Raw genomic sequence first — 23,568 nt, 5'->3', positions numbered from 1 at the left:
GGACGTCGCCCTGAGGTGGACGTTCCGCGCTGCATTGCCCCGGGGGGCAACCCCCGGACCCCCGGCCGAAAACGGGGGGAACGCCCCGTTGCAGACGTCGCCCTGAGGTGGACGTTCCGCAAAATCGCCCCGCGATTGCTTGCGGCCTGCTCAACTTTGTTTCAGGGACACATTTCGCGCGAGCACTGCTCGACCCTTGCGTAAAGGAGGCCGTCGTGAGACGAGTGCGCCCTGGGGCGGCGGCGTCCCGCACGGTCGGCGAGGAACGCGCCTTGACGAGCGTCGCGGCCGGCGACCGGTACAAGGAGCCCGAGGACCTGCCCCGCCTGTGGCACGTCACCCTCAGCGTCTCCGGCCGGGAGGCCCCGCTGAAGGAGGTGCGGCGCGCCCTCGAACAGCTCGCCCATGACCACCCCTTTCTGCTGACCAGCAGATACGCCAACGATCACGCCGAGATCCGCTACTGGGAGGAGGCCCGCGACCTGCACGACGCGGCCGCCGTCGCCCTGCGTCTGTGGGGCGAGCACCGGCAGACCGCGGGACTGCCGCCCTGGGAGATCGTCGGCCTGGAGGTCATCGACCGCGAGACCTACCACCAGCGCATCGCCGAGGGCTACGGGCCGCTACCGGCGACCCCGGTGGGCGTCCATCCCTTTTGAGAACCTTGCCCCACCTGTGCGCTTGTCTCGGGGTTTGGAATGAGCGAGGAGCGGGCCTCGGAAGCGCACTACCCTTCAAGCATGACCACGCTCTCCCCGTACGACTCCATGTCCCCGGTCACCCAGGCCGCCTACCGTGCCAAGGCCGCCGCCGCCGACCTCGCCCCGCTCCCGCGGGCCGAGAAGGACGACGCGCTGCTCGCCATCGCGGACGCCCTGGAGGTCCGTACGAGCGAGATCGTCGAGGCCAACGCCAAGGACATCGCCAAGGCCCGTGAGGCCGGCACCAGCGAGGCGATCATCGACCGGCTGACGCTGACGCCGGAGCGTGTGCGGGCCATCGCCGCCGACGTACGGGACGTCGTCGCGCTGCCCGACCCGGTCGGCGAGGTCGTCCGCGGGTCCACGCTTCCCAACGGCATCGACCTGCGCCAGGTCCGCGTCCCGCTGGGTGTCGTCGGCATCATCTACGAGGCCCGTCCGAACGTCACCGTGGACGCCGCAGCCCTGTGTCTGAAGTCCGGCAACGCCGTACTGCTGCGCGGCTCGGCCTCGGCGTACGAGTCCAACACCGCTCTCGTCCGGGTGATCCGCGACGCCGTGGGCGGGGCCGGGCTGCCCGCCGACGCCGTGCAGCTCGTGCCCGGCGAGAGCCGCGAGAGCGTGCGCGAGCTGATGCGGGCCCGCGGGCTCGTCGACGTGCTGATCCCGCGCGGCGGCGCCTCCCTGATCCAGACGGTCGTCTCGGAGTCCATCGTTCCGGTGATCGAGACCGGCACCGGCAACTGCCACGTCTACGTCGACGCCCACGCCGACCTCGACATGGCCATCGAGATCCTGATCAACTCCAAGGCTCAGCGCGTCAGCGTCTGCAACGCCGCCGAGACCCTCCTGGTCCACCAGGACATCGCGCCCGAGTTCCTGCCGCGCGCCCTGGACGCCCTCGCGGAGGCCGGGGTGACCGTGCACGCCGACGAGCGGGTGCTGGCGTACGCCAAGGACTCCAAGGCGACCGTCGTCGAGGCCACCGCGGAGGACTGGGAGACCGAGTACCTGTCGTACGACATCGCCGCCGCGGTCGTGGACTCCCTGGACAAGGCCGTCGAGCACATCCGCCTGTGGACCTCCGGCCACACCGAGGCCATCGTCACCACCTCGCAGCAGGCCGCCCGCCGCTTCACCCAGCTGGTCGACTCCACCACGGTCGCGGTGAACGCCTCCACGCGCTTCACGGACGGCGGCCAGTTCGGCTTCGGCGCGGAGATCGGCATCTCCACGCAGAAGCTGCACGCCCGTGGGCCGATGGGGCTGCCGGAGCTGACCAGCACGAAGTACATCGTCACCGGGGACGGGCACGTGCGCCGCTGAGCCGCGGGAGGAAAACCTCGGTCGGGGGCGTGCCCCGCTGTTCGGGGGCGCATCGGAGGGCGTTGCGGCGCGGGGCGCGCGGCCAGGGCATATGCGTCCGACACGCGCCCCCGGACTGCCTCCGTGCCGCACGAGAGGCGTCTCACAAGGCGGATGAATTTCCATACCGTCTGCCCAAATTGACCCCCCAGGTCTACTCTGGATCCGTGCCGGAGGACGTGGGGGGCACGCCGTTCCCTGACGGCTGGGAGCCCGACGACGACCACGACCGCGGGGTGTCGGACGAAGAGTTCGCCTCCGTGGTCTTCGACGAGGCCTTCGTACGGGCGGCCGTGGTGCACGAGCCGACCGCCGTCGAGCGCCTCCTGGCCGCCGCCCAGGCGAGAGCGGAGGCCTCCGAGGCGGAGGCCCGCCGGGCACACGGGCGCGGCGAGCGGTACGAGGACGGGTACGGCCCCGGCGGCCACCCCGGTTTCGGCCATGATCCGGACCTCGACGACCTGGATGACACGGACATCCTGGAGGGCCGTTACGGCGCCCCGGGGGCGTACGGCAAGCAGGTCCGCTGGCACCGTCCCGTCGCCTGGGTCCTCGCGCTCGTGATGGGCATCGGCATGGTCGCGCTGGCCTTCACCGCGGTCTACCGCGGGGCCTCCTCCAACAGCCGGGACCAGATCACGCCGCCCGCGTCCACCGGGCTGGAGCAGGGCAGCGGAGCGGCTCCGTCCGCCTCCGCCGACCACTCCCAGCCGGCCATCTCGGCGATCCCGCGGACGCCCTGAACGGCCCCGAGCGACGGCCTGAACGCTGCTGACAGCCGCCTGACCGTCCTGGTGAGAACCTGTCAGAACTTGTCGTGTAGCACGGCGTTTACCCGAGCTCCCCGCGACCTACCCTGAAGATATGGGAGGGCCTGGCGACCCACCTGAGGGGACACCCGAGGGCGGCCCCGGTGGTGCGGAGGACGAATACCGATCCGTCGTCTTCGACGAGTCGTTCGTCCGCGCTGCCCGCCTCCAGGAGTTCTCCGCGCAGGAGCGCATAGCCGACCACGCGCCCGCGGTACGCCGCCGTCCGCCCCGTCGCCGGGGGCTGTCCCGGCAGGCGCTGGTCCTGGTGTTCCTGATCGCCGTGGCCTTCGGCACGGCGATCTATATGGGGGCACGGCATCCGTACCAGACCCCTGCCACTTCCGGGCCGCCCGCCGAGCCGCTGCGGATGACCGTCATTCCGCTCGCCCCGCAGGGCAAGGTGCCTGGAGCGACCGACACCGAACACCTGTACGCGAACAGTCCCGCCGCGCAGTTCCGGATAGGCGCGGAGGGCGTTCCGCTGCCGGCCGCGCGGCGTACCGCGCACTTCTCGGACAGTCAGGTGACGAACGCGCTGAGCATCGCGAAGGACTACATCGTGCGGTCCGCGCTGTATCCCGAGGTGCTGACCGGCGACCAGACCCGTCCGGTGCGGGTGCTGCTGGACCCCGAACAACTGGACCAGTTCGACCAGAGCTTCGCCCACCCGGCCGCGGACGGCCGGCATGCCCCGACCGGGTGGCTGGTTCGCTTCGATCCCTCCCAGGCCGAGCTGGCCGATCGCAAGATCCGGGTGCAGGGGACGCTCCAGGCCGCGGAGACCGACTCCTCCACGCTGGAGGTCACGGCGGACCACACGTTCGTGTACGCGTTGCGGGCCACCGGTGGGGAGAAGAGCACCGAGGCGTCGTTGTTCACCGTCCGGCGCGAGCTGCACTTCCGGTTCGACCGTGAGGACCTGCGGCTGCACCAGGCGCAGCTGGTCGTCTCCTATGTCCAGGCAGGGCCGCTGTCCTGCGCCGACGACTCGACCAACCGTCTGCATCCGCTGCTGGCCGGCCAGACGGCCAAGGAGGGGGGCCCGGCGGGGACCGACCCGTATGCGACGGGTGGGGCGACGGCGTTGTGCGGGTCGCTGGCGGTGGGGTCGCAGCCGAAGGTGTGAGCCGGGGGGTTTCTCGCCCCCGCCGCCCCTACCCGTCCCATCCCCCAGGGGCTCCGCCCCTTCGACCCCGGGCTCGTCTGGGGGCCTGCGGCCCCCAGACCCCCGCTTCGGCCCTGAACGGGCCTCGTCCTCAAACGCCGGACGGGCTGAGATTGCCTGGACCGGCGCGGGGGAGGTGACTGCCCGCTGAATCTGCGAGCCCCTGCGGGTGGGTGGGGGCTCGGGATGGCGTGGTCTCGTCCTCAGGCGCCGGATGGGCTGAAATGCACCGGCCGGCGTTGGGAGGTGACCGCCCGCTGAGCCTGCGAGCCCCTGCGGGTGGGTGGGGGCTCGGGATGGCGTGGTCTCGTCCTCAGGCGCCGGATGGGCTGAAATGCACCGGCCGGCGTTGGGAAGTGACCGCCCGCTGAGGCTGCGAGTCCCTGCGGGTGGGTGGGGGCTCGGGATGGCGTGGTCTCGTCGTCAGAGGCCGGTTGGGCTGAGATTGCCTGGACCGGCGCGGGGAGGTGACCGGCTGCTGTGGGGGCTTGGGATGGTGTGGTCTCGTCGTCAGGGGCCGGATGGGCTGAAATGCACCGGCCGGCGCTGGGAAGTGACCGCCTGGCTGGGTGGCTGCTGGAGCACCGGCCGTGCTCCCCGGCGCGCGGCTGAGCGGGGGGCCTGCCGGGCGTGCTGGATGCCGGACGGGGTGGGATTGCCGGGCGCCGGCGCTGTGGACGTGCTGTCGACCGTGTGGTCCCTTCCGGGCCGTCAGTTCTCGGTGTCGCCGTCGTCCGGGGCGTCGTGCCTCGGCTCGTCCTTGGGGGGTGTGCTCGTGAAGCCGCCGAAGCCCCGCCGGACCCGGCCTCCCAGGTCGCCCGCGCCGCCGGCGAGGTCCGTGACCAGCTTCATCAGGGGGTCCTTGGAGGACTTCACATGGGTGGCGTAGTGGGACGCCGACTCGCGGAAGGAGTCGGTGACCGACGTGTCCTTGTCCTCCGAGCGGCGCGGGTAGTGGCCGTCCATGAGCCGCTGGTAGTCGCGGGACTCGGCCCACTTCTTCAGCTCGGCCGCCCGGACCGTGGTGAAGGGGTGGGAGCGGGGCAGGACGTTCAGGATCTTCAGGACCGAGTCGCGCAGGTCGCCGCCCGCCTCGTACTCCTCGGCCTGCTTCAGGAACGCGTCCACGTTCATCTCGTGCAGATGGTTGCCGCCCGCGATCTTCATCAGCCCGCGCATCGACGCCTGGAGGTCCTGGCCGACCAGCAGCCCCGCCCGGTCAGCGGACAGCTCCGACTTGCGGAACCACTCCCGCAGCGCCGTCACGATCGCCATGATCGCGATGTTGCCCAGCGGGATCCAGGCGACCCGGACCGCCAGGCTGGTGAGGAAGAGCAGGATCGTGCGGTAGACGGAGTGGCCGGAGAGGGCGTGACCCACCTCGTGGCCGATCACCGCCCGCATCTCCTCCTCGTCGAGCAGCTCCACCAGGCCGGTGGTCACCACGATGATCGGCTCGTCAAGGCCGATGCACATCGCGTTCGGCTGCGGGTCCTGGTTGACGTACATCGGCGGGACCTTCTCCAGGTCCAGGATGTAGCAGGCGTCCCGCAGCATGTCGTTGAGATGGGCGAACTGCTGGTCCGACACCCGCACCGAGTCGGACAGGAACAGCAGCCTGAGGCTGCGCTCGGGCAGCAGGCCGCTCAGGGCCTTGAAGACCGTGTCGAAGCCGCTGAGCTTCCGCAGGGCCACCAGGGCCGAGCGGTCCGCCGGGTGCTCGTACGCACGCGAGGAGATCCCCGGGAAACGCCTGCGCTGCCTGCTCGGCACGTTCTCGTGCCCGTTGTGCTCGTGGCCGTCGGACATGTCTTCCCCCATGTGCGTGTGGATGGCTCTGTGCGGCCCTTTGCGGAGCCTTTTTCTGCCCTTTGCACCCCCGAAGCAGAGCCCAGCCTAGGCGGAGTTACCGTGGACGGGCACTACAGCGAAGGAGTTCCGCGCCATGGAGCACAACCCAGCCGCCTGGCTCACCGAGGCCGCGCGCGCCGCCGAGCAGCAGGGGGCGGGGAATCTGCTCCGGGTGGTACTGATCGTGATGGTCGTGGGCTGTGTGCTGACCGCGTGGTTCCTGTTGCGGGGCTACAGGCGGAAGGACGACTGAGCCTCCGGGAAGGTTCCCCGCGGCCTCGGAGGTTCCCCGACAGTGGAGTCGGCGTGATCGCCGTCGTGGCACCCGCTTACGATGAGCCGACATCTTTATCCCGCCCACACCCGGATAGGTCACGCCGAAGATGAGCTTCCACAGCGCCGCTGCCCAGTTGGTCACCCTCGCCGCCGAGGGCGAGGAGCACGGTGGCAACCACGAAAGCCTCAGCCCGCTGCTCACCGGGGGTGGCGCGTTCGTCATCCTGCTCCTTCTGCTGTGGATCACCACCCGCTTCAACCGCGACCGCTGAATCCTGGCCAGGCCTTTTCCCGGTCCCCCCGGACAGCGGTCGGCCGGAGCCCTCAGGCGGGGCCGGTAGGGTCTGCACGCATGGGAGAGCAGGACATGCCTACCGGCCCCGGAAACGGCCCGTCGAACCGCGGCAAGCGCCGCCTCGGCGTCATGGGCGGGACCTTTGACCCGATCCACCACGGCCACCTCGTCGCGGCCAGCGAGGTCGCCGCGCAGTTCCACCTCGACGAGGTCGTGTTCGTGCCGACCGGTCAGCCGTGGCAGAAGAGCCACCGGCATGTCTCCCCGGCCGAGGACCGCTATCTGATGACGGTCATCGCCACGGCCGAGAACCCGCAGTTCTCCGTCAGCCGCATCGACATCGACCGCGGCGGCCCGACGTACACCGTGGACACCCTGCGCGACCTGCGCGCGCTCAACCCCGACACCGACCTCTTCTTCATCACCGGCGCCGACGCCCTCGGCCAGATCCTCACCTGGCGGGACTCGGAGGAGCTGTTCTCCCTCGCGCACTTCATCGGGGTCACCCGGCCCGGCCACCACCTCAACGACCCCGGCCTCCCGGAGGGCGGCGTCTCACTGGTCGAAGTGCCCGCGCTGGCCATCTCGTCCACCGATTGCCGCGCGAGAGTCGCCAAGGGCGACCCCATCTGGTATCTGGTGCCGGACGGAGTCGTGCGCTACATCGACAAGCGCGAGCTGTACCGCGGCGAGTGAGGCTAGTGAGCCGAGAGGGGCGACGGTGAACGACCGATACGACGCGGGAGCCGCGGAATACGGGGCCGACCAGTACGAACTCGTCGGCTACGACGAGTACGGACAGCCGGTGTACCGACAGCTCCCGGCGCAGCAGCAGCCGTACGACCCGTACGCACAGCAGGGCTACGGCTACGATCCGTACGCGACCGGCCGGCAGCAGCCGGTCCCGCCGTACGACCCCTACGCGGCCGGTGACACCGGCCAGCAGCCGCCCACGCCCGCCTACGACGCGTACGGCACCGGCACGCACCAGCAGCACGGCGCGCACTCGCCGCCGTACGACCCCTACGGGCGTACCGCCACCAGCGGTCAGCAGCACCGGGTGGCCGAGCAGACCGCCTACATCCCGCACCAGGCCGGGCCGGTCGAGGTCCCGCAGACCCAGGACCGGGACGAACGGGACTACCGCACCGAGCAGTTCGCCTTCGTCGAGGAGCCCGACGCGGACTCCGAGGACGTCATCGACTGGCTGAAGTTCACCGAGAACCGCACCGAGCGCCGCGAGGAGGCCAAGCGACGGGCACGCGCGCGCGTGATCGCCCTCGCGGTCGTCATGGCGCTCGTCGCGGCAGGCGGTGTCGGCTACCTCTGGTACGCCGGGAAGCTGCCCGCGCTGTCGTCCTCCGACGAGAAGACCGGCACTGGGACGGCCGTCGGCGCCCAGAAGCGCGACGTGATCGTCGTCCATCTGCACAACACCAAGAAGGGCGGCACCTCCACGGCGCTGCTCGTCGACAACACCACCACCCAGCAGGGCACCACCGTCCTGCTGCCCAACTCCCTCGCCCTGACCGGCGACGACGGCACCACGACCACCCTCGCCAAGTCGGTCGACGACGACGGCTCCTCCGGCACACGCGACGCGATCGACACCGTCCTCGGCACCGAGATCCAGGGCACCTGGCGCCTGGACACGCCCTATCTGCAGAACCTCGTCGACCTGATCGGCAACATCGAGGTCGACACCAACACCGACGTGCCCGACCCGGACGCCAAATCCAAGGGCGCCGCGCCACTCGTGCGCAAGGGCAAGGACCAGACCCTCAGCGGCAAGATGGCCGTCGCCTACGCCACCTACCAGGCCTCGGGCGAGGCCCAGAACGCCCAGCTGGAGCGGTTCGGGCAGGTCATGCAGGGCGTGCTGCGCAAGCTGACCTCGGACACGCAGGGCGCCACGGTCACCATTCAGACGCTGGGCATGATCATCGAGCCGCCGCTGACCGACAAGGACCTCGGCGCCTTCCTCGCCAAGCTCGCCGACCTCGCCAAGGGCGGCGACTACCGGACGGCCCTGCTGCCCGTCCAGACCGACGGCACGCTGAGCGCCCAGGCGAGCTCAAGCGTCGTCAGGGACGTCCTCGGAGGCACCGCCAAGAGCCCGGACAAGGACGCCGCCGTCCGCGTGTCCGTCCGCAACGCCAGCGGGGCCAAGGACAACACCGAGAAGGCCCGGGTGGTGCTGCTGAACGGCGGCTTCACCTTCCTGGAAGGCGGTACGGCGTCCACGGCCGCCACGTCGAAGGTCGTCTACGCCGACGCCGCCGACAAGGAGAACGCCACCGAGGTCGCCAAGACCCTGGGCCTGCCCTCCGGGGCGGTCGCCAAGGGCGAGGTGACCGCGAACGCGGATGTCTCGGTGGTGCTGGGCCAGGACTACGAACCGGCCTCCTCGTAGCCGTGGGTACCCATAGCCGCAGGCCACCCCACGTGAGCCGGTAATCACGTGGGGTGCTGTCGGCGGTCCGTGAGACCCTTGGTACCAAGTGACCGCCGACCGAAAGCCTTGTAGTGACCGCTACCGACCGTTCTCTCGAGCTCGTCAACACCGCCGCCCAGGCAGCCGCCGACAAGCTCGCGCACGACATCATCGCCTACGACGTCAGCGACGTCCTGTCGATCACGGACGCCTTCGTGCTGGCCTCCGCCCCCAACGACCGCCAGGTCAAGTCGATCGTCGACGAGATCGAGGAGCGGCTCCTGAAGGAGCTCGGCGCCAAGCCGGTGCGCCGTGAGGGCGACCGCGAGGCCCGCTGGGTGCTGCTCGACTACGTCGACATCGTCGTGCACGTCCAGCACAGCGAGGAGCGCGTCTTCTACGCGCTGGAGCGGCTGTGGAAGGACTGCCCCGAACTGGAGCTGCCCGACGACGCCAAGGCCACCCGCGGCAAGGCCGCGGAGCACGCCAAGCTGCAGGCCGCCGAGGAGGAGGCCGAGCTGGGCGGTGAGTGGCGGTGAGCTCCTTCAGCGAGGCCGGTAAGCCGGGGCGGGGCCGCCGCGTCATCCTGTGGCGGCACGGCCAGACCTCCTGGAACGTGGAGCGCCGCTTCCAGGGCACCACGGACGTCGCCCTCACCGAGACCGGCGTCTCCCAGGCCCGCCGCGCCGCCCGGCTGCTGGCGGGCCTCCAGCCTGACGCGATCATCGCCTCCGACCTCCAGCGCGCCGCGCACACGGCCGCCGAGCTCGCCGCGCTCACCGGCCTGGAGGTCACGCACGACGAGGGGCTGCGCGAGACCTACGCCGGCGTCTGGCAGGGCCTGACGCACGAGGAGATCATCACGCGGCACGGCGAGGAGTACGCCGCGTGGAAGCGCGGTGAGCCGGTCCGCCGCGGCGGCGGCGAACTGGAGACCGAGGTCGCCGACCGTGCCGCCCCCGTGGTGCTCCGGCACGCCGAGAAGCTGCCCGACGACGGCACCCTCGTCGTCGTCAGCCACGGCGGCACGATCCGTACGACCATCGGCCGTCTCCTGGGCCTGGAGGCCCGCTACTGGGAGACCCTCGGCGGCCTCTCCAACTGCTGCTGGTCAGTCCTGGGCGAGGGAGCCCGCGGCTGGCGTCTGCTGGAGCACAACGCCGGCACCCTGCCGGAGCCGGTTCTCGGCGACGACGACTGACGTCGGGGGTCCCGGTCGGGGCGACCCGGGACCCGGATTTCACTTTCTGGCAGGTCGCAGGCTAAAGTTCTTCTTGTTCGCCCCGCCGAGCGGCGGAGAACGAACGCAAGGGGCTATAGCTCAGTTGGTAGAGCGCCTGCATGGCATGCAGGAGGTCAGGAGTTCAATTCTCCTTAGCTCCACAGCGAGACAACAAGATCCCGCCGATCGCTTTGATCGGCGGGATCTTCTGGTATCCGTGGCAGGCGCTCGGATCAACGGCCGGGCTCATGCGTCCGGTTCGGGCGCGGCAGCGACCCGCGCCGAACTGTTCCGGTTCGGCTTGAGTGACTTGGGCCCGCCAGGCGTATACCTCTCATGAGGCGCTTCGGGGTGCGGGTTCGCGCGGTTCGTACGGTCGCGGAGGCTGCCGTGTCCGGACTGGTACTGAGGCGTCGCTGACCGTATTGGTCCGGCCGTGGCAGAATCAAACGGCCGGAAGGGGGCGCGGCCCGACGGGAGGGAGTAGCGATGCCTGCGAGCATCCTCGGAGAGGTCGGTCACCTCTTCGAAGCGGCATTGACACGGGATACGATCACCCGCCTCAGCTGCCCTTCCTGCGGCTCCGTCCATGTCGCCCAGCTGCTCGGTGACAACGGCGGGATTTCCTACGTGTGCACGGCCTGCGGCCACAGCTGGAGCTGATCGATGGGTGCACACAGGCGAAAGTGCGACTGGTGCGGCAGCGGAACGCCGATCGTCCGCGACATGGAACCGGTGAACCCCGACTACCAGTACTGGTGCGAGGAATGCGCGCGGGCGCTGATCATAAAAGGCGACCCGATCGAGACCTACCGTGAACTCGAGGGGGAACCGATCTACGGCCGCCTCCTGGAGGAACACTGCACCCTCAAGCGCTTCTATTCCTTCGTCACGGCCTGAACACGCCCCCTGGGGCGCGGGCGGGCGGCGACGGCAACTCGACGCCGTTGTGACGCAGTTCATGCTGCCCGGGGCCGGGCGCAGGCGACGCACCCCCCGGCGCCAGCAGGCCGCCCGGCCCGAGGAAGCCGACGTCAGCGCCTGTGGCGGGGCGGATCGGAAACGATTTGGTGCTGGGCCCGTCGCCGGGTAATGTTGGCGTCGCCGCCGGGGAAACCGGGCGGACCAAAGCAAGGGGCTATAGCTCAGTTGGTAGAGCGCCTGCATGGCATGCAGGAGGTCAGGAGTTCAATTCTCCTTAGCTCCACAGCAAGATCCCGCCGGGTCAGTCGATCCGGCGGGATCTTTCGTTTGGGCCGAGAACCCTGTTTTCAGAGGCCGTTGAAAAAGGGCCGTCCGATCCGGACGGCCCCTTCACGCGCGCGTGCTCAGTTGCCGCGCCCCAGTGCCCGCCTGCCGCGGCCCTGGGAGAGGACCGGCAGATTGCTGCGGGACGAGTCCTGCGCGCGCGTGTCCTCCTCGATGCGCAGCGCCAGGGCCGGGCAACGGCGCACCGCCCGCAGGGCCTTGGCCTCGGCGTAGCGCGGCACCCTGGCCTGGGCGACGGTCGGGAAGCCGTCGGCGCCGAGCTGGAAGACCTCCGGGAGGATGTCCGCGCACAGGCCGTGGCCGCGGCACAGCGTCCAGTCGACGAAGATCTTCTGGCGGCTGGGGCCGTTCTCCTCCGACTCGCCGCCGCCCGGGATGCCCGTAGGCGCCCTGCCGCCCTCGAGGAGCGGCAGAACGCCCTCCACGGGCCGTCCGCAGCCGTTGCCGAGGACATGCGCCGCCAGGTCGTCGGTGAACGCCTTGATGGTCGACTCCAGGAACATCGCGGAGCCGTCCGGGTGCGAGCAGGCGCCGCGCCGCTTCACGTTCTGCGCGACCTGCTTGAGCGCCTCCAGGGCGGCGGGACCGCCGCCGTTGAGGATGTCCTCCAGACCGCGCGCGGCGGCCGGCAGGCCGAGGTAGCAGGGGCCGCACTGGCCCGCGCTCTCCTCGGCCAGCCACTGGGCGACGCGGAGGGACTCGCCCAGCGGGCAGGTCTCCTGACTGATCGGCAGGATCGCGCCGGCGCCCAGCGAACCGCCCACCGCGTCCAGGGAGTTGCGGGAGACGATGGCCTCGTCGACCGTCGCCGCGTCGATCCACTTGCCGTGGTAGCCGCCGGTCAGCACGCCCTGCGGGACGGGCGGGGCGCCGGCGAGCTGGAGGACGTAGCGCAGCGGTACGCCCGTGGGGACCTCGATCACCATCGGGCGGGCGACGGCGCCGGACACCGTGAGCATGACGGTGCCCGGCTCGTCGTACAGGCCGGTGTTGCCGTAGCGCTCCGGGCCGATGCGGGCGGCGATGGCCAGCTGGGCGAACGTCTCGGCGTTGGACAGCAGGGTGGGTGCGCCGCCGACGCCGTTCTGCGAGGCGCTGACCTTGCGGCCGGGCGGGATCGCCGGGCCGCCGTCGATGGAGCGGATCAGGGAGGCGGCGGCGCCGGTGACCATACGGACCGGGTTGCGCTGCACCCACGCGCGTAGAGCGGAGCGGCGGCTGTTGCTGAGGCCGCGTTCGGCGAGCGCGGCCTCCATGGAGCGCTGGGTGGACTCCCGGGTGACCCCCACCACGAGCGTGCGGGCACCCAGGGCTTCGGCGCACAGCAGGGCGCCGTCCAGGATGAGGTGCGGGGCACGGTTGATCATCACCGTGTCCTTGCGGCAGGCCGGTTCGTCCTCACTGCCGTTGACGACGACGACCGGCCGCACGCCGCGCTTGATCGCGGACTCGGCGACCGAGCGCAGCTTCTGGTGGAAGGGGAAGCCCGCGCCGCCGCGGCCCTTCAGGTTGATGTTCTCGGCGAGCTTCGCGAGTTGTTCGCCGCCCATCGGTTCGAGCGGCCCGTGCACCTTCAGATGCATGGGCAGATCGAGTCTTTCGACAAGGTCGAAGCCCGACGTCAGCTGAGGAAGGCCGACGACGCGGACTTCGGGGACGTCGGGCAGGGCCTCGTTCACTTAAAGCCTCCGGAAGGCGTGTTCCAAGGTTCGCCCGAACCCGGTGCGTCGAAGTCGTAGGAGGCACCGGGCAGTGTTTCAGTGGCGGGACCGCTGTTGTTGTACGTGTCGTTCTGGTTGTACGTACCGAAGACGGCGTTCGTCTCAGCGGTGTCGTACACATCACTCGACCCATAGCCCGCGGCGCCCGAATTGCCGTAGACCGGGATGTTGTATCCGGTGTCGTTGAGCGGGTCGTAGGCCGACGGGGGGGCCTCGCCGACCGGCGGCGGGGAGGGGATCGGCCAGCTGCCCGAGGTGCTGCCCGAGCCGCCGTCGAAGCGGGGGATCGCCTCGGTCGGCTGCATGTCCAGGGGCAGGTCCATGCGCGAGGTCTGGTCCGCCATGAAGGGCTGCTGCTGCCTGCGCGAGCGTGGGGACACGGCCCGGTAGGCCGCGGCGAAGCCGCCGGTGGAGTCCGCGGCGGTGGGGGCGTGGGAGGGCATGCCGGGCAGGGGGCCCGTCCGCTCGTCGCGTGACGGCCGCCGCGGGCGCCGGCTCTCGTAGCCCGGCAGCGCGGACCCGGACGCCGCCCTGGCGCGGCTCTCCTCCAGGTCTTCGCGGCCCGCGGGCACGTCGTTGCCGATGATCTGGGCGATCCGGTCGGCGACCTTGCGCTTGTAGGGGCGCGGGGCGGCGCGCAGGGCGAGGGCCGCGGCGACGGCGACCACGCACAGCTCGTAGCAGACCATGAAGAACGTCGCCGCCGGGCGGCCGGCGAACAGGCCGTGGATCAGGGCGGCGCACCAGGCGGGGTAGGCCAGCATGTGCATCGCGCGCCAGCGTGCGGCGATCGGCGCTGGGGAGGCGAACTGGTTGCGCAGCGCGCCGGTGACGCCCACGAAGATCATGAGCAGGGCGGCCAGGGAGCCCAGGCCGATGAGGAAGGCGCTGCCCGGGATCTCGTTCCCGCCGAAGAACACGAGGCTGAACGGGATCAGCGCGGCGATCGGGCTGGCGTGGTCCAGTGCCAGCTTGACGCCGATGTGCACCAGGAGGAACGCGATCGCGGCCACGGCGGTCACCCGGTGGATGCCCTGCGCGATGATCCGCTGGCGGGTGTTGAGGATCATCCGGTCCTGGGCGACGAGACCCCAGATCACCGAGCAGGTGAGGCAGACGAGCGACAGGACTCCGGCGCCGAAGTTGAGGAACTCCTGGAGCCAGGTGCCGCCGAGCAGCACGACCAGGGGTATGAGCAGCAGAACAGCAGCGGTCGCCACCCCGTAGGCCGACCGGCCCGTTGGGGGGAGCGAACTGTTACTACGACGAGGGTTCATGGGGGCAACTCCGAGCGGTTCGGGAAGGCGGTCCCGCTGCCGCACTCTAAGTGGCTCCATACCGAGGGGTACGGCGTTTGAGTTATTGCGTTGTTATCTACGGGCTGCGAGGGTCTCGCGTTGTCCCTTAGCGACTGTTACGCCAGGTAACAATTGAACGTTGTTCAGCTTTTCCGGGTCTTCACAACCCTCAAGTACGGAACCGGGGGCGCCATTGTTCACGCGCGCCTATTCCTCGCGCCCCGCGCGCCCCGGGCCGCAAGTCCGTCGCGACCCGCTCCGGCGCTGCGGTACCCTGACGCCATGCGTGCCGTACGCCTTCTGCTTAGCGAGCCGCGCTGATCAGTCCCGACCACCGGGCGAATCGGATGGTCGGAATCGGCGCGGCGTCCCCTCCTGTGCGAGGGGATTTTTCGTTTCTCGGGAATCGCAGCCGCTGGCAGAGACGATCGATGGAGCTTTGAGGATCATGAGCGAGACGAACCCCGCTGCCGCCGCCGAGGCGGCAGCGCCGCACCGCTACACGGCCGCCATGGCGGCCGACATCGAGGCACGCTGGCAGGACTTCTGGGACGCCGAGGGCACCTACGCGGCACCGAACCCCAAGGGTGATCTGGCGGGTGACCCGGAGCTGGTCGCCAGGCCCAAGAAGTTCATCATGGACATGTTCCCGTACCCCTCGGGTGCGGGCCTGCACGTCGGTCACCCCCTGGGCTACATCGCCACGGACGTCTTCGCCCGCTTCCAGCGCATGACCGGCCACAACGTCCTGCACACTCTGGGCTTCGACGCCTTCGGCCTGCCCGCCGAGCAGTACGCCGTGCAGACCGGCACCCACCCGCGCGTGTCCACCGAGGCCAACATCGAGAACATGAAGGCCCAGCTGCGCCGGCTGGGCCTGGGCCACGACAAGCGCCGGTCGTTCGCCACGATCGACCCGGACTACTACAAGTGGACCCAGTGGATCTTCCTGCAGATCTTCAACTCCTGGTACGACGACGCGGCGAAGAAGGCCCGCCCGATCTCCGAGCTGGTCGCCCAGTTCGAGTCCGGTGAGCGTGCCGTACCGGGGACCACGCGCGCGTGGAGCGAGCTGAGCGCCGCGGAGCGCGCCGACGTCCTGGGCGGGTTCCGCCTGGCCTACGCCTCCGACGCGCCGGTCAACTGGTGCCCCGGCCTGGGCACGGTCCTGGCCAACGAGGAGGTCACGGCCGACGGCCGCTCCGAGCGCGGCAACTTCCCGGTCTTCAAGGCCAAGCTGCGCCAGTGGAACATGCGGATCACCGCCTACGCCGACCGCCTGCTGGAGGACCTGGAGGAGCTGGACTGGCCCGAGGCCATCAAGCTGCAGCAGCGCAACTGGATCGGCCGCTCCGAGGGCGCCCGCGTCGACTTCCCGATCGACGGCGAGCGCATCACCGTCTTCACCACGCGCCCGGACACCCTGTTCGGCGCGACGTACATGGTGCTGGCACCCGAGCACCCGCTGGTCGAGAAGTTCACCCCGGACGCCTGGCCCGAGGGCACGCACGACGTGTGGACCGGCGGCCACGCCACTCCGGCCGAGGCCGTCGCCGCCTACCGCGCGCAGGCCGCCTCCAAGTCGGACGTCGAGCGCCAGGCCGAGGCCAAGGACAAGACCGGCGTCTTCATCGGCTCGTACGCCACCAACCCGGTCAACGGCGAGCGGATCCCGGTCTTCATCGCCGACTACGTCCTGATGGGCTACGGCACCGGCGCGATCATGGCCGTCCCGGCCGGCGACCAGCGCGACTTCGAGTTCGCGCGCGCCTTCGAGCTGCCGATCCACTGCATCGTCGAGCCGACCGACGGGCGGGGCACGGACACCTCGACGTGGGAGGACGCCTTCTCGTCGTACGAAGCGAAGATCATCAACTCGTCGAACGACGAGGTCAGCCTGGACGGCCTGGGCGTCGTCGAGGCCAAGGCGCGCATCACCGAGTGGCTGGAGTCCAAGGGCATCGGCGAGGGCACCGTCAACTTCCGGCTGCGCGACTGGCTGTTCAGCCGCCAGCGCTACTGGGGCGAGCCCTTCCCGATCGTCTACGACGAGGACGGCATCGCCCACGCCCTGCCCGAGTCGATGCTGCCGCTGGAGCTGCCCGAGGTCGAGGACTACTCCCCGCGCACCTTCGACCCGGACGACGCGAACACCCAGCCCGAGACGCCGCTGTCGCGCAACGAGGAATGGGTCAACGTCACCCTGGACCTGGGCGACGGGCCGAAGCGGTACCGCCGCGAGACCAACACCATGCCCAACTGGGCCGGTTCCTGCTGGTACGAGCTGCGCTACCTGGACCCGCACAACAGCGAGCAGCTGGTCGACCCGGAGATCGAGCAGTACTGGATGGGCCCGCGCGAGGACCGGCCGCACGGCGGTGTCGACCTGTACGTCGGCGGCGCCGAGCACGCCGTGCTGCACCTGCTGTACGCCCGCTTCTGGTCCAAGGTGCTGTACGACCTGGGGCACGTCTCCTCCGCGGAGCCGTTCCACAAGCTGTTCAACCAGGGCATGATCCAGGCCTACGTCTACCGCGACAGCCGAGGCATCGCGGTGCCTGCCGCCGAGGTGGAGGAGCGCGACGGCGCCTACTACTACCAGGGCGAGAAGGTCTCCCGGCTGCTGGGCAAGATGGGCAAGTCCCTGAAGAACGCCGTCACTCCGGACGAGATCTGCGCCGAGTACGGCGCCGACACGCTGCGGCTGTACGAGATGGCGATGGGCCCGCTGGACGTGTCCCGGCCGTGGGACACGCGCGCGGTGGTCGGTCAGTTCCGGCTGCTGCAGCGGCTGTGGCGCAACGTCGTCGACGAGACGACCGGCGAGGTGACGGTCGTCGACGCCGAGCCCGACGAGGAGACGCTGCGGGCCCTGCACAAGGCGATCGACGGGGTGCGCGGGGACCTGGAGGGCATGCGGTTCAACACCGCGATCGCCAAGGTCACCGAGCTGAACAACCACCTGACCAAGGCGGGCGGTGCGATCCCGCGCTCCGTCGCCGAGTCGCTGGTCCTGCTGATCGCGCCGCTGGCCCCGCACATCGCCGAGGAGCTGTGGCGCAAGCTGGGCCACACCGACTCGGTCGTCCACCAGGACTTCCCGGTCGCCGACCCGGCGTACGTCGTGGACGAGACCGTGACCTGCGTCGTGCAGATCAAGGGCAAGGTCAAGGCCCGCCTGGAGGTCTCGCCGGCCATCTCCGAGGAGGAGCTGGAGAAGGTCGCGCTGTCCGACGAGAAGGTCGTGGCGGCGCTGGACGGCGCCGGGATCCGGAAGGTGATCGTGCGGGCGCCGAAGCTGGTGAACATCGTTCCGGCGTAGGCATCCGGCTCGGGGTGATCCCCTACGGGCAGGTTCGGGGTTCTGCTGGAACTCCGGACCTGCCTGTTGCGTTTACCGTTGAAGAGTGACGCGGCGTGTCGAAGCCGGTTGGAGGAGAAGCTCGTGGATGCAGTGTTCGCAGTGGTCGCCCTGCTCTTCGTGCTCTTGGTCGTGCTCGGCGCGTACGCCACGGTGAAGGTCGTCGGCGCCGCCAAACGCCGCGTTGATGACGGCATCGCCCAGGCCCGGCGCACGGTCGAGGACCACACCCTGCGGGCCAAGTCCTTCGCCCAGCCCGGCCCGGCCGGCGAGCTCGCCCAGCTGCGGCTGAAGCTGCGCACCTCCATGCGGGCCACCCAGGACGCCCTGCACGCGGGCGTGGCCGAGGACGAGTCCCTCAAGGAGTCCCTCGGCCTCTTCGACCGCCTCAGCGCGCACGGGCACGAACTGGACGCCGAGCTGCGGCGGCTGGAGTCCGAGCCGGACCGCGCGACGCTCGCCGAGCGGCTGCCCGAGCTGCGCGAGCGCACCGAGCGGATCGTCCGGTCGGCGGACTCGCTGCGCTGGGCGGCCCGCGACCGGGCCCGCCGCTTCGCCGAGGACGAGCTGGACACCCTCAGCGCGCAGATCGATGTGGAGACCGGCGCTCTGCGGCACTGGCAGACGACGGAGTCGTCGTCGACGCCGCCTCCGTGGCCGGAGGCGCCGGCCACCGAGGCCGGGGTGACCAGCGAGCAGACCTGGTCGGACACCCCTCGGTCGCAGCGGGCCGAGGAGCCGACGCGGCCCGCCATCACACCGCCCGGCCCTCGTCCGACGTACCCCTGGCAGAAGAAGACCCGCCCGGAGAGCACGACTTGAGCCCCATGAGCACACGATGATCCGGTCAAGGCACCACCGGCTGAGCGGGGTCGGGCTGCCGCCCGGGCGCTACGCCAGGTAACCTCCAGCTCATGTCCCGCCATGTCGCGATCGTCACCGATTCAACGGCCTACCTGCCGCCGCGGACGATGGAGCGCCACGGCATCACCGCGGTACCCCTGACCGTGGTCCTCGGCGGCCAGGCGCTGGACGAGGGCACCGAGATCTCGACCCGTTCCCTCGCCCAGGCGTTGCAGAAGCGACGCCCCGTCACCACCTCGCGCCCCAGCCCTCAGGTCTTCGCCGAGCACTACCGCAGGGTCGCCGAGTCCGGCGCCACCGCCATCGTCTCCCTGCACCTGTCCGCCGAGCTCTCCGGCACCTACGACGCGGCGGTTCTCGCGGCGCGCGAGGCGCCGGTGCCGGTGCGGGTCGTGGACACCGGGATGGTCGCCATGGCGCTCGGCTTCTGCGCGCTCGCCGCGGCCGAGGCGGCGGAGACGGGCGGCACGGTGGACGAGGCCGTGACCGCCGCGGAGAAGCGGGCCGGGGGCACCGCCGCCTACTTCTACGTCGACACCCTCGACTATCTGCGCCGTGGGGGCCGCATCGGCGCCGCGCAGGCCCTGCTGGGCTCCGCGCTCGCGGTGAAGCCGCTGCTGCAACTGGACGGCGGGCGTATCGAACTCCTGGAGAAAGTACGGACGGCGTCGAAAGCCATCGCCCGCCTGGAGGAGATCGCCGCCGAACGGGCGGGCAGCGCGCAGGTCGACATCGCGGTGCACCATCTCGCCGCTCCCGAACGGGCGTCGGCACTGGCGGACCGCTTGCGGGCACGGGTGCGTGGGCTGGCGGACCTGCATGTGAGCGAGGTCGGGGCGGTGATCGGGGCGCATACCGGGCCTGGGCTGCTGGGGGTTGTCGTTTCGCCTCGGTGAACGGGTGGCCGCCGGAGAAAGGGCGGCTGGCCGTGGGGGGTTGGCCTGGGCTGAGGGACGCGTCGGGTGACGGGCCTTTGGCTGGTGGGTGAGTCACTCGTGTGGGTGGCGGAGTTATCCACAACTGGGTGGTAATCCCCGGGATTTGGGCAAGATCATCGCCGGTGTGCCGAGGTGTCCGATCCTCGTCGCATGGCACTTCGATCACGCACACGCACCACGACGGCAACCAGCGGCCCGGGCCGCGGCCCCCACTCCGACGGCCGCGCCCGCCGCCGACGCATGCAGGTCCGGGGCCGGGCACGGCAGCGGTATGCGTCTGCGGAGGAACTGCGACGCCGGGCGGAGGTGATTTTCGCCGAACGGGCCGGGGAGTGGCGGGAGTCGGGAGCGGGGCCGCCCGGTCGGGCGGCGGATGACCGGCGCGCCGACTGGTCCCGGGGCCCGGATGCGCCGCTGAGCGCGGACATGCCCGGAGCCGGTGCGGCCGACGGGGGCGGTCATGGGGCTGACTTCGGGGGCGAGGGCGGGGCTGGGGCTAGGGCTGCGCTTGAGGCTGAGGCTGGGGCTGCGGTCGAGGCTGGGACTGGGGCTGGGTTCAGGTCCAGTGCCGGGGCCGGGGCCGGGGAAGCGGGAGCCGGGGACTGGCGGGCGCGGGCCGGGTTGGCTTTGCGGGAGCGGATGCCGGTGTGGTTGCAGGCGCGGTGTGGGCTGGAGCGGCGGAGCGTGGTCGCGCTCACCGTGGTGCTCGTCCTCGCTGCGGGGTTCGCCGTGCAGCACTTCTGGGCCGGCCGGGCGCAGTCCGTGCGGGCGCCCGAGGTTGTGCGGGCGGCGGCCCCGTACGGGGGAGGGCAGCAGGGGGAGGAAGCCGCGTCGGGGGCTTCGGCGGCCGGTGCGCCAGGTGCTGCGGGCACGGCCGCGGCGGAGATCGTGGTGGACGTCAGCGGCAAGGTGCGCGAGCCGGGCATCCATCGCCTGCCGGCGGGCTCGCGTGTGGCCGACGCACTGCGCGCGGCCGGTGGGGTACGGCCTGGCACGAAAACCGACGGCCTCAACCGGGCCCGGTTCCTGGTGGACGGCGAGCAGGTGATCGTCGGCGGACCGACCCCCGCCCCCGGAACAGCCGCGGGCACGGTCCCGGGCGGTGCGGCGGTCGCCGGGGCGGCGCCCGCCGGGCCGGTCTCCCTCAACACCGCCACCGCGGACCAGCTCGACACGCTCCCGGGCGTCGGCCCGGTGCTGGCCCAGCACATCATCGACTACCGCACCCAGCACGGCGGCTTCCGCTCGGTGGACGAACTGCGCGAGGTCAATGGCATCGGCGACCGCCGCTTCGCCGATCTGCAGAATCTCGTACGACCATGAGCCGCGACGTCCGCACACCCGGCCTCGTGGCCCCCCGCAGCGCGGTCCACGCCGCCTCCGGACGACGGCTCGGCGCCTCCCACCCCCGACAGGAGGGACCGACGGACCTCCGACTCGTCCCACCCGCGCTCGCGGCCTGGGCCACGGCGGCGTTGGCCCTGGACGCACCACCGGTGTGGGTGGCCGGTGCGGTGGTCGTCTGCCTGCTCGCGGCAGGTTTAACGCTGCTGGGGCGGCGGGGTGGGCGGGTTGAGGGCCGGGAGGCTGAGCTGGGGCAGGGTTCTGTGCCTGTGCCTGCGTCTGCCCCCGTGCCTGCGCGCTTCACCTGGCCACGTACCGCGGTCGCCGCTGTGCTGCTCTGCGTCGCCGCGGCCTCCGTCTCCGCCGGGCTGCACGGAGCCGATCTGCGACGTGGGCCGGTGCCCGAGCTGGCGCGGGGGTACGCCACCGTGACCGCCGAGGTCGAGGTCACCTCCGATCCCCGACTCACCCGGCCCCGGGTCACAGGGGATCACCTGGCGCCGACCTCCGTGCTGATCGACGCTGACGTACGGCGGGTCGAGCGGACGGACGGCACGGCGGTGGCGACGCGGGCGCCGGTGCTGATGATCGTCGACGGCGGATCGGGGTCCGCGGAGCCCGTCGACGCAGGGCAGAGGGCATCCGGGACCGTCGACGTGGGGCAGAGGGCATCCGGGACCGTCGAGCGGGCGTCGATGTCCGCTGGCGGTCGGCGTTCGCCCTGGCTGGGGCTCCTGCCGTCCACGCGGCTGCGGGTGACCGCGCGGCTGGCGCCCGCGTCGGCGGACGGGGACCGGATCGCGGCCGTGCTGCGGGTGCGGAACCCGGCGGTGCCGGAGGTGGTGGGGGAGCCGTCGGCGGCGCAGCGGCTGGCGGGGCGATTGCGGGCCGGGCTGCGGGACGCGACCGACGGGCTGCCGGCGGATGCGCGGGCGCTGCTGCCGGGCCTGGTCGTGGGCGACACCTCGCGGATCACCCCGGAACTGGACGAGGCGTTCAAGGAGACCGACCTCGCGCACACGCTCGCCGTCTCCGGCAGCAACCTCACGATCATCCTCGCCCTGCTCCTCGGCCCGCCCGGCCTGGCCCAGCTGGCCGAGCGCCGTGGCCTCGCGCCCCGCCTCGGCATCTCCCTCCGGTCGACCGCGCTGCTCGGTGGTGCGCTCACCCTCGCGTTCGTCGTCGTGTGCCGGCCGGACCCGAGTGTGCTGCGGGCCGCGGCCTGCGGCGCGGTCGCGCTGCTGGCCCTGGCGACCGGACGCCGCAGATCGCTGATCCCGGCGCTGGCGACGGCCGTACTGCTGCTGGTGCTGTACGACCCATGGCTGGCCCGCAGCTACGGCTTTCTGCTCTCCGTCCTGGCGACGGGCGCCCTGCTCACCCTTGCGCCCCGGTGGAGCGCGGCGTTGCGGCGGCGCCGGGTGCCTCCGCGGTTGGCCGAGGCGCTGGCGGCCGCGGCTGCCGCGCAGGCGGTGTGCGCGCCGGTCGTGGCGGTGCTGTCGGCTCGGGTGAGTCTGGTGGCGGTCCCGTGCAATCTGCTCGCGGAGTTCGCGATCGCGCCGGCCACGGTCCTGGGCTTCGCGGCGCTGGCGACGGCACCGCTCGCGATGCCGGTGGCCAAGGCGCTCGCCTGGTGCGCGAGTTGGCCGGCCGGGTGGATCGCGGACATCGCCCGTACGGGAGCCGCCCTGCCCGGGGCCGGTGTGGACTGGCCCGGCAGTTGGACCGGAGCGGCGCTGCTCGCCCTCGCCACGGTGGTCGGCCTGCTCGCCGGTCGGCGCCTGCTGCGCCACCCCTGGTGGTGTGCTGTCTGCGGGGTGCTGCTCCTGCTGGTGGTGGTGCAGCCGCCGCCGCTGACCAGGGTGGTCACGGGGTGGCCGCCGCCCGGGTGGCGGTTCGCCATGTGCGACGTGGGGCAGGGCGACGCGACGGTGCTCGCGGCGGGCGAGGGGACGGGGGTGGTCGTGGACGCCGGACCCGATCCGACGCTGGTCGACCGGTGCCTGCGCACGCTCGGCATCACGAGGATCCCGCTCGTCGTGCTGACCCACTTCCACGCCGATCATGTGGCGGGCCTGCCCGGCGTCCTGCGGGGCCGCGCGGTGGGCGCCATCGAGACGACCGGGCACGAGGAGCCCGAGGGACAGGTGGAGTTCGTGCGCAGGGAGGCGACCGCGCGGCGCATTCCCCTGACGCGGGCCGCCGCCGGGGAGGAGCGGCGTACCGGGGCGCTGAGCTGGCAGGTGCTGTGGCCGCCGCCCCACCCGGCACCGGCCCCGGACGGTCCGAACGACGCCAGTGTCACCCTGCTGGTCCGGTCGGCCGGGCTGCGGCTGCTGCTGCTCGGAGACCTCGAACCCCCCGCTCAGCAGGCCCTGTTGAGATCACCGGCGGGGGCGCTGCTGGCCGGCGTGGACGCCCTCAAAGTCGCCCATCACGGCTCGGCGTACCAGGACCCGGAGCTGATACGCCGGGCGGCGCCACGGCTGGCGTTGATCAGTGCCGGCGCGGACAACCCGTACGGACACCCGGCCCCCAGTACGGTCGCGGCGCTGCGGGCGCAGGGCGCGGTGGTGCTGCGCACGGACCGGGACGGGGCGCTGGCCGTCGCGGGCGCGGGCGCGGAGCTGCGGGTGGCGGGAGACTGAGGTC

At 71.4% G+C, this 23,568-nt stretch carries 19 protein-coding genes and 2 tRNA genes; 18 read left to right on the top strand and 3 right to left on the bottom strand.

Features of this window, described 5'->3' with window-relative positions; genetic code table 11:
- Positions 1-224: 224 nt before the first annotated feature.
- The 4 genes from AQI70_RS04765 to AQI70_RS04750 all read left to right on the top strand — a co-directional run bounded on the left by AQI70_RS04765 (position 225) and on the right by AQI70_RS04750 (position 4,004).
- A complete protein-coding gene (locus AQI70_RS04765) occupies positions 225-659 on the top strand; it encodes a hypothetical protein (protein ID WP_004001323.1) in 435 nt (144 codons plus the stop codon).
- Positions 660-740: 81 nt separating this feature from the next.
- On the top strand, positions 741-2,027 hold the full coding sequence (locus tag AQI70_RS04760; protein WP_004001324.1) for a glutamate-5-semialdehyde dehydrogenase: 1,287 nt from the start codon (positions 741-743) through the stop codon (positions 2,025-2,027).
- Positions 2,028-2,233: 206 nt separating this feature from the next.
- Positions 2,234-2,809, top strand: coding sequence for an SCO2584 family spore wall biosynthesis protein (locus AQI70_RS04755; protein ID WP_062144496.1), 576 nt, complete (start codon positions 2,234-2,236; stop codon positions 2,807-2,809).
- A 121-nt stretch (positions 2,810-2,930) separates the two neighbouring features.
- Complete coding sequence (locus AQI70_RS04750) at positions 2,931-4,004, top strand: SCO2583 family membrane protein (RefSeq protein ID WP_062144493.1); 1,074 nt, start codon at positions 2,931-2,933, stop codon at positions 4,002-4,004.
- A 750-nt stretch (positions 4,005-4,754) separates the two neighbouring features.
- Here AQI70_RS04750 and AQI70_RS04745 read toward each other — a convergent pair.
- Positions 4,755-5,864: a M48 family metallopeptidase gene (locus AQI70_RS04745; RefSeq protein WP_079051138.1), complete on the bottom strand. Its 1,110-nt coding sequence runs from the start codon at positions 5,862-5,864 to the stop codon at positions 4,755-4,757.
- Between the two features lie 124 nt (positions 5,865-5,988).
- Here AQI70_RS04745 and AQI70_RS39500 point away from each other — a divergent pair, with 124 nt between their 5' ends.
- From AQI70_RS39500 to AQI70_RS04710, 9 genes are all read left to right on the top strand, one after another.
- Positions 5,989-6,147 (top strand): hypothetical protein, encoded by a 159-nt coding sequence (locus tag AQI70_RS39500; protein ID WP_004001328.1) that lies wholly within the window; start codon positions 5,989-5,991, stop codon positions 6,145-6,147.
- Positions 6,148-6,277: 130 nt separating this feature from the next.
- Complete coding sequence (locus AQI70_RS39495; RefSeq protein ID WP_004001329.1) at positions 6,278-6,442, top strand: hypothetical protein; 165 nt, start codon at positions 6,278-6,280, stop codon at positions 6,440-6,442.
- A gap of 80 nt (positions 6,443-6,522) precedes the next feature.
- On the top strand, positions 6,523-7,161 hold the full coding sequence (gene nadD / locus AQI70_RS04740) for a nicotinate-nucleotide adenylyltransferase (RefSeq protein WP_004001330.1): 639 nt from the start codon (positions 6,523-6,525) through the stop codon (positions 7,159-7,161).
- A 25-nt stretch (positions 7,162-7,186) separates the two neighbouring features.
- Complete coding sequence (locus AQI70_RS04735) at positions 7,187-8,878, top strand: LCP family protein (RefSeq protein WP_062144487.1); 1,692 nt, start codon at positions 7,187-7,189, stop codon at positions 8,876-8,878.
- 113 nt (positions 8,879-8,991) lie between these two features.
- Entirely contained in the window at positions 8,992-9,438 is a 447-nt protein-coding gene (gene rsfS / locus AQI70_RS04730) for a ribosome silencing factor (protein ID WP_004001332.1), read from the top strand.
- Positions 9,429-10,100 (top strand): histidine phosphatase family protein, encoded by a 672-nt coding sequence (locus AQI70_RS04725; RefSeq protein WP_062144484.1) that lies wholly within the window; start codon positions 9,429-9,431, stop codon positions 10,098-10,100. The genes rsfS and AQI70_RS04725 overlap by 10 nt, the downstream gene beginning before the upstream one ends.
- Positions 10,101-10,209: 109 nt before the next feature.
- Positions 10,210-10,282, top strand: a tRNA-Ala gene (locus AQI70_RS04720).
- A 505-nt stretch (positions 10,283-10,787) separates the two neighbouring features.
- A complete protein-coding gene (locus AQI70_RS04715) occupies positions 10,788-11,021 on the top strand; it encodes a hypothetical protein (protein WP_003976229.1) in 234 nt (77 codons plus the stop codon).
- Between the two features lie 234 nt (positions 11,022-11,255).
- Positions 11,256-11,328 (top strand) — tRNA-Ala (locus tag AQI70_RS04710).
- Between the two features lie 121 nt (positions 11,329-11,449).
- On the opposite strand, the gene AQI70_RS04705 is transcribed toward AQI70_RS04710, so the two are convergent.
- The gene (locus AQI70_RS04705; protein ID WP_062144481.1) at positions 11,450-13,069 is read right to left on the bottom strand and encodes an NADH-quinone oxidoreductase subunit NuoF family protein; all 1,620 of its coding nucleotides are present in this window, start codon (positions 13,067-13,069) and stop codon (positions 11,450-11,452) included.
- Entirely contained in the window at positions 13,066-14,388 is a 1,323-nt protein-coding gene (locus AQI70_RS04700; protein WP_208607280.1) for a ferric reductase-like transmembrane domain-containing protein, read from the bottom strand. Before AQI70_RS04700 ends, AQI70_RS04705 begins: the two co-directional genes overlap by 4 nt.
- 469 nt (positions 14,389-14,857) lie before the next feature.
- Between AQI70_RS04700 and leuS the strand changes: the two genes are divergently transcribed.
- The 5 genes from leuS (at position 14,858) to AQI70_RS04675 (ending at position 23,564) form a co-directional block, all read left to right on the top strand.
- On the top strand, positions 14,858-17,731 hold the full coding sequence (leuS, locus tag AQI70_RS04695; RefSeq protein ID WP_062144475.1) for a leucine--tRNA ligase: 2,874 nt from the start codon (positions 14,858-14,860) through the stop codon (positions 17,729-17,731).
- A 123-nt stretch (positions 17,732-17,854) separates the two neighbouring features.
- Positions 17,855-18,592, top strand: coding sequence for a hypothetical protein (locus AQI70_RS04690; protein ID WP_079051161.1), 738 nt, complete (start codon positions 17,855-17,857; stop codon positions 18,590-18,592).
- A gap of 92 nt (positions 18,593-18,684) precedes the next feature.
- Complete coding sequence (locus AQI70_RS04685) at positions 18,685-19,530, top strand: DegV family protein (protein WP_062144469.1); 846 nt, start codon at positions 18,685-18,687, stop codon at positions 19,528-19,530.
- A gap of 192 nt (positions 19,531-19,722) precedes the next feature.
- Positions 19,723-20,895, top strand: a complete 1,173-nt coding sequence (locus tag AQI70_RS37020) for a ComEA family DNA-binding protein (protein WP_079051137.1) — start codon at positions 19,723-19,725, stop codon at positions 20,893-20,895.
- Positions 20,892-23,564: a ComEC/Rec2 family competence protein gene (locus tag AQI70_RS04675; protein ID WP_062144462.1), complete on the top strand. Its 2,673-nt coding sequence runs from the start codon at positions 20,892-20,894 to the stop codon at positions 23,562-23,564. The genes AQI70_RS37020 and AQI70_RS04675 overlap by 4 nt, the downstream gene beginning before the upstream one ends.
- Positions 23,565-23,568: the final 4 nt, after the last annotated feature.

Origin of the sequence: Streptomyces curacoi, from assembly GCF_001513975.1 — a bacterium.
In the GTDB taxonomy this organism is placed as follows: Bacteria; Actinomycetota; Actinomycetes; order Streptomycetales; family Streptomycetaceae; genus Streptomyces; species Streptomyces curacoi.
This window is presented reverse-complemented; position numbering and strand designations above follow the sequence as displayed.

Coding starts and splice junctions, on each gene's coding strand:
- AQI70_RS04760 (WP_004001324.1), top strand. CDS start 741: ATGACCACGCTCTCCCCGTACGACTCCATGTCCCCGGTCACCCAGGCC.
- AQI70_RS04750 (WP_062144493.1), top strand. CDS start 2,931: ATGGGAGGGCCTGGCGACCCACCTGAGGGGACACCCGAGGGCGGCCCC.
- AQI70_RS04745 (WP_079051138.1), bottom strand. CDS start 5,864: ATGGGGGAAGACATGTCCGACGGCCACGAGCACAACGGGCACGAGAAC.
- AQI70_RS39500 (WP_004001328.1), top strand. CDS start 5,989: ATGGAGCACAACCCAGCCGCCTGGCTCACCGAGGCCGCGCGCGCCGCC.
- AQI70_RS39495 (WP_004001329.1), top strand. CDS start 6,278: ATGAGCTTCCACAGCGCCGCTGCCCAGTTGGTCACCCTCGCCGCCGAG.
- nadD (WP_004001330.1), top strand. CDS start 6,523: ATGGGAGAGCAGGACATGCCTACCGGCCCCGGAAACGGCCCGTCGAAC.
- AQI70_RS04715 (WP_003976229.1), top strand. CDS start 10,788: ATGGGTGCACACAGGCGAAAGTGCGACTGGTGCGGCAGCGGAACGCCG.
- AQI70_RS04700 (WP_208607280.1), bottom strand. CDS start 14,388: ATGAACCCTCGTCGTAGTAACAGTTCGCTCCCCCCAACGGGCCGGTCG.
- leuS (WP_062144475.1), top strand. CDS start 14,858: ATGAGCGAGACGAACCCCGCTGCCGCCGCCGAGGCGGCAGCGCCGCAC.
- AQI70_RS04685 (WP_062144469.1), top strand. CDS start 18,685: ATGTCCCGCCATGTCGCGATCGTCACCGATTCAACGGCCTACCTGCCG.
- AQI70_RS37020 (WP_079051137.1), top strand. CDS start 19,723: ATGGCACTTCGATCACGCACACGCACCACGACGGCAACCAGCGGCCCG.
- AQI70_RS04675 (WP_062144462.1), top strand. CDS start 20,892: ATGAGCCGCGACGTCCGCACACCCGGCCTCGTGGCCCCCCGCAGCGCG.